Source organism: Microbacterium sp. CPCC 204701 (assembly GCF_004010105.1).
Classification (GTDB): domain Bacteria; phylum Actinomycetota; class Actinomycetes; order Actinomycetales; family Microbacteriaceae; genus Microbacterium.
Genome location: NZ_RRYE01000187.1, coordinates 1 through 5,889, shown reverse-complemented (window position 1 = coordinate 5,889; position 5,889 = coordinate 1). Strand labels below are relative to the sequence as shown.

General features: G+C 70.2%; 3 protein-coding genes and 2 pseudogenes. All 5 read left to right on the top strand.

The window, feature by feature from the left end; all coding sequences use genetic code 11:
* Positions 1 to 279 (top strand): annotated as a pseudogene (locus EIO58_RS11380) (hypothetical protein); the annotation flags it as partial.
* Positions 276 to 2,933 carry a hypothetical protein gene (locus EIO58_RS11375; protein WP_127819638.1) on the top strand — a complete coding sequence of 886 codons (2,658 nt, stop codon included), beginning with the start codon at positions 276 to 278 and terminating at the stop codon, positions 2,931 to 2,933. The pseudogene EIO58_RS11380 and the gene EIO58_RS11375, both read left to right, overlap by 4 nt.
* A gap of 55 nt (positions 2,934 to 2,988) precedes the next feature.
* Complete coding sequence (locus EIO58_RS11370; RefSeq protein ID WP_164861650.1) at positions 2,989 to 4,344, top strand: Ig-like domain-containing protein; 1,356 nt, start codon at positions 2,989 to 2,991, stop codon at positions 4,342 to 4,344.
* A gap of 58 nt (positions 4,345 to 4,402) precedes the next feature.
* Positions 4,403 to 5,599 carry a hypothetical protein gene (locus tag EIO58_RS11365; protein ID WP_127819636.1) on the top strand — a complete coding sequence of 399 codons (1,197 nt, stop codon included), beginning with the start codon at positions 4,403 to 4,405 and terminating at the stop codon, positions 5,597 to 5,599.
* A pseudogene (locus EIO58_RS11360) lies at positions 5,596 to 5,889 on the top strand (hypothetical protein); the annotation flags it as partial. The gene EIO58_RS11365 and the pseudogene EIO58_RS11360, both read left to right, overlap by 4 nt.

Genomic DNA, 5,889 nt, shown 5'->3' with positions numbered 1-5,889 from the left:
GGGGGCGGGGATGCCGCTGCCGGCGGAGGCGCGGGCGAAGGCGGTGCCGCCTCGACCGATGAGACCGCGGTGGGCTCCAGCAATGGCCCGATGGTGGTGGCAGGAAGCCCGCAGTCGGTTCCTTTCCTCGCTGCCAGCCCGCTGACGATCGTGGCGATCCTCGCGGCGGGCGTCGGGATGCTCGCAGCCGCGGTGCTGCCACCCCTGCTCGGGCGACGGCGGCGCCGGCCGCTCCGCCAGGTTCCGGCATCCGTCGCCACGAATGGAGTGGCTCGATGAGATCGATCAGCCGCCGTCGGCGAACCGGCGCCACGCTGCTCGCGACCTCGCTCGCGATGGTCGCCGTATCGGTGGTCGGCCTCGGCTCGCTCGCGAGTGCCCAGCCGGCAGCCGCCGCGGACGAAGGACTTACCGACTCGGCCGTGACGGTGAAGTGGGCCGGTGGCAACGATCCGGAGCTGCAGCAGTATCAGCCGGACCGGAGCGCCATGGTCGACAACGCCGACGGCTCCGGGCATTGGAACGACTTCAAAGACCTCGAGGTCACGGTGTCGAAGACGGAGAATTTGCGGGACGAGGCGATCACCGTCTCGGTCTCGGGCTTCGCCGAGAGCACCCACTATTCGGGCAACGGCTCGAGCAATTTCGTGCAGATGATGCAGTGCTGGGGCGATCCGGCTTCAGACGATTTCGCCGAGACCTGCCAGTTCGGTGGGCACCACAACTCCACCGGCGACACACGGGCGGCCGAACCCTTCACGAAGCTGCTCGGCCGGGGTTTGACCGCGATCAGCCGCGACCTCACCGTTCCCGGCCGCGACGACGGCCATCACGCGGTGCCCTTTCAGAGCGTTGTCGGCACGTACAGCGAGTACCAGGAGATCCCCGGCGTCACACCGAATGCGCCGACGGTCACCGTCGACGGCACCGCGCAGTTCTTCTCGGCGGGGAACACCAACGAGGTGCCGATTGCGCTCATCGATCGCGATGGCACCGCGTCGATCACCTTTCTCCCGCAGAGCGCAGCCGCGCAGCCGTACCTCGGGTGCGGCGATCGGTCATCGAAAGCGGGAGACCGATGCTGGCTCGTCATCGTGCCCCGGGGAACGCACTCGGGCACGCTCGAGGGAGCCGCGCGCCCGTGCCAGTACCCGTTCCCGGCAGAGCAGTACAACGGCTTCGGTGAGACTCCCCTCTTCCAGCTCGGCTCACCGATCTCACGCAACTGCTCGTTCTGGGACAACCGTGTCGTCGTGCCCCTGCAGTTCGACGACCCGTTCGCGTCCTGTGCTCAGGGCGCTGAGCGCGGAATGGTCGGCAGCGAGCTCGCCGTCGGCGCGGTGTCGTCATGGCAGTCAACGCTGTGCGCGGGAGAGGACCCGAGCATTTTCAACCTTTCGACCGCCCCGGGCGACGCGGCCCGTCAGCAGCTGATCGGGGGACAGGCCGACATGGTGCTCGTCTCAGAGGCGCTGCGGCCCGACACGATCGGCAGCGCCAATCCAGCGCGACTGGAGGAGATGGATCTGGCGTACGCCCCGGTGGCTAACACGGCTCTCACCATCGCGTTCTCGGCGTCGAACATGCGACAGCTGCACGGGAATCTGGTCCACCGCGACCTGAAGCTCACCCCTCGTCTGCTCGCAAAACTCATGACGCAGTCGTACGCGAAAGACCTCCCCGCGCGTGCAGCCGGGTACTTCGACACGGTCAGCGATTCGCGTGAGCATCTGCCCATCGACACGATCGACGAGGATCCGGAGTGGATCGCGCTCGGCAACCCGACGACGTTCGTGAACTTCGGGATCGGGGCGTGGGTCGTGCCCGGCCCGCACGGCGACGACGCCGTGCGCGCCCTGTGGGAATACATTCTCGCCGACGCCGACGCCGTGGCGTTCCTCAACGGGCAACCGGACCCCTGGGGCACCACCGTCAACCGGTACTACCTGCCCCCGACGCATCCGGACGCCCTCGGTGGCGGATACGACCTGCTGAGCGGACCGATCGACAACTTCCCGAAGGCCGACCCGTCGTACACCCCGAACGCCGAGATGCAGGCGCAACTCGGGATCACGCGGACGTTGGACGCCGTCGCCGCGTCTCCCTACTCCGGATCGCTCGCCGCGAACGGCAGCCGCGTCGTCAGAGGAGACAAACAGATCTCCGACTCGTGGGAGCCGCTGAAGCGGAACGCCGCCGGCGACCTGGGGGACTGGGAGACCAACCCGCCGGAGAACCTGGCGAACGGCAGGCTGATCATCGGCCCGACGACAGCATCGTCGGCAGAGGACTACCTCACCGACACCGCCACGCTCGCGCTGCCGAGCGCCGAACTGTCATCCGCCGACGCGGTGCTCACTGCCAAGACGTTCGTCGCCTACAGCCCGGAGTCGATGCGCGCAGCCCTCGGCGCGGCCACCGTCGATGAGTTCGGCGTCGCCTCGCTCGATTTCGCGAGCTTCCCGCGCGACGCGTACCCGCTCACAATGACGGTCAACGCCGCTGTCGACCTCGCGTCCAGTCAGCTCGACCTCCAGGCGCGAGCGGAGTACGCGCACTTCCTCGAGTACGCCGCGACCACCGGCAACGTCGTTGCCGACACCCGCGGGGCCTTGCCGGCCGGCTACGTGCCGCTCACCGACACGCAGACCGAAGCGACCCTCGCGCTGGCACAACGCCTGCGCGAGTCGCCGACCGAGTCTTCCGACCCGTCACCTGCTCCTCCCACGACCAGCGCCGGCACTGCCGCACCGCCGTCGAGTCCAGACGCGGGCGGAACCTCGGCAACGCAGATCTCGGCCGACAGCGCCCCGACCGTCGAGGCGACGTCGTCGACGGTCGTCCCTGCCCAAGGTGCCCTGGGCGCGACGCTGGTCGCCGGGCTCGCCGGCGCGCTCGCCTCCCCCTTCCTGCTCAGGCGCCGGCATGTGTGACGCCGGATACACGCCCTCTTCTCCGTGCATATCCCCCCGTGAAAGGACGACCACGATGACCCCCCGAACACAACGGCGACGCACCCTGGTGGGCGCACTCGCCGCCGCGCTCACTCTCGTCGGCGGTGCACTGACAGCAGCTCCCGCTGTGGCGCTCGCGCCCGGCTTGGATCCCGATGACCGCCTCGGCGATCTGGTTCTCGACCGAACAGAGGGTGAGATCACCCCCGCCGGCGGCCCGCAGCGACTCACGACCGAAACCGGGTGCCCAGAGGGGTACCGCGGGTCGAGTCGGGTTCTCTTCGTCTGGTCTGATGGCTCGTGGCCGATGCGGGTCAGCGCGTCCAACCTGGGACTGCCCGCGCTCGTGGCGACTGAGGCGTGGGCGGGGAGTGGCCTCGACGGGGCGTCGATCGACAGAGACAACAGCGTCCGCCCGAGGTCTGCATCCACGTGGGGTGTCGGCACCCTTCCTAAGAGCCACTTCGTCGGGCACAGCGGGGTCGCGACCTATCTCGTCGCGTGTGACCCCGGGGCCGAGCCGACCGGCACGTTCCCGTCGGCCAGCGACGGCGTCGGAGACTCGAAGTACTTCTCTATCGATGTTGACATCGTCTGGGATGACGCGTCGAACACGGGGACATGGTCGGTAGCGGACGAGGTGGAGAAGGCGCCGACGACCACGACGGTCGCTTCGTCGGGTATCACTCCGACCTCGGCGACGCTCACGGCGTCGATCGATCCGGCCGCGGCCGGGGGCACGGTGACATTCAAGAACGGCACCGCGACGGTCGGCACTGTTCCGGTGGCCGGTGGCACGGCGTCGCTGCCGGTGTCGGGTCTGAGCCCCAACACGGACTACACGTTCACGGCGGAGTACTCCGGTGACGACACGCACGAGGCATCCGTCGATGACGTCGCCTTGAGGACGCTGCCCGCGATCGACGACGCCGAGACCGGCATCGGAGTGACGGTGCCCGAGCCCGGGTCGGCCGTGCCGACGGGGCTGAGCATCTCGGTCTCGCCCGAGTCTGTCGCTCTCGCCGGTGGCGCGCGGGCCGCCGGGTCGCCGTGGATGGCGACCGGCGCGTTGGGCGACACCACGGTGAACGACGATCGGCGGGATGCCGCCGCCAAGGGCTGGACCCTCAACGGCTCGGTCTCGCCGTTCACGAGCGGCACGAACACGATCCCGGCATCAGCTCTCGCGTGGACCCCGGCCAAGGTGTCGGGTGCCGGCACTGCGGGCCCGGCGTCGACGGACCTGTCGGCGGACCGGCCCCTCGCGACCGGTGTCGCCTCGGCCGAGGCCAACGTGCTCACCACCGTCGACGCCGCGCTCACCCTCACCGTCCCCGCCGACGCGGCCGCCGGTGACTACACCTCCACCCTCACCCTGACTCTCATCTAGTCAGGCCGACCGGGTGCTCCCGCCGCACGGCGGGAGCACCCTCCACCGGAGAATGACAATGACGACCCGCACGCGCCTGGTGGCGACCGCCGTCCTCGGCCTCGTCCTGACCCTCCTCTGCGCTTCGCCGGCCCTGGCGGCGGAAGGCGACGCGGCCGAAGAGGTGAGCTGGGGCGTGCAGCCCTCGAGTCCCACAGGGCCCGACGGGCGCGATGTCTTCGACTACCAGGTCGCCCCCGGCACCGTCGTGAGCGACTGGTTCGCGGTCACCAACCGCTCCACACAGCCCGCGACCTTTCACGTCTACGCCGCCGACGCCACCACCGACTACGACAGCGCGTCCTTCACACTGATCGGCTCGGATCAGGCATCCGACGACCTTGGCGCGTGGACGTCCGTCGACGGGGCGCCGGCGACCTGCACGGATGCCGCAGCCGACGCCCTCCCGTCTTGCCTGGCCCGGCTCGGCATCACTCTCGAGCTCGGACCGGGTGAGCGCGCCGACATCCCCTTCATTCTCACCGTGCCGCACGGAGCGAGCCCGGGTGACCACGCCGGCGGCATCGTCGCCGTCCACACCAGTGCCACAGCGGGGGAGGGCGGCGCGAACGTCGTGCGCGAGAATCGGGTCGGCACCCGCATCTATCTGCGTGTGGACGGCCCCGTGTCGGCCGGTCTCGCGGTCACCGGTGTCGTGTCGGGCTACGACGGATCGTGGAATCCCGTGGGCGGGGGCACCGCAACGACGGGTTTCGACCTCGTGAACGCCGGCAATGTGCGCCTCTCGGCCGAGCCGACGGTGCGGCTGACCGGTCCGTTCGGCATCCCGCTCGGCGATTACACGCTCCCGGCGGTGGAGAACCTGATGCCCGGCTCGAGCGCCCATGTCTCGGCCGAGCTCGCCGGCATCCCTCCGCTGCTTCTGGTGTTCGCCGACATCGCGGTGGAGCCCCTCCCCGCCCAGGGCATCGCCTCGCCGACGGACGCGCTGCCGGCGCGAGTCGTCTCTTCGACCACGGCGTGGGCGGTGCCGTGGTCGCTGATCGGCATCGTCGTCCTCGTCGGAGGTGGCGTGGCGCTGACGATCTGGCTGCGCCGCCGTGCGCGTCGGCACCTGGCCGAGGACCTCGCCGACTACGCCGATCAGATCCGCGCCGACGCGCTGAAGGATCATCCCTCCGGCGAACGCGCTCCGGCTGCTGAGCGCGCCCACGCCATGCACACCTCCGAGCGACGCGAAAGCGAGACCGTATGAACGCCTCCCGGCGCACCGCGCTGAAGACCGCTGTGATGGCGGGCCTGCTCGTCGCGCTCACCGCCACGTCGGCCGCGGCGGCCGTCGACGACCGCGGCGAGTCGGACTTCTCGGTCACGGTCCCCGAGGCGACCCCTACCGCATCTCCGAGCCCGATACCCTCGACGCCCCCCACCGGCGACAACGGCGGCGGGTCGCCCACAGGCGGCCGCGGCTCCGGCGACCGAGGCTCGTCGGGCGGGGGAGGTGCGGGTGGCGCCGGCGGGAACGCCGTGGCCGACCCGGCGGTG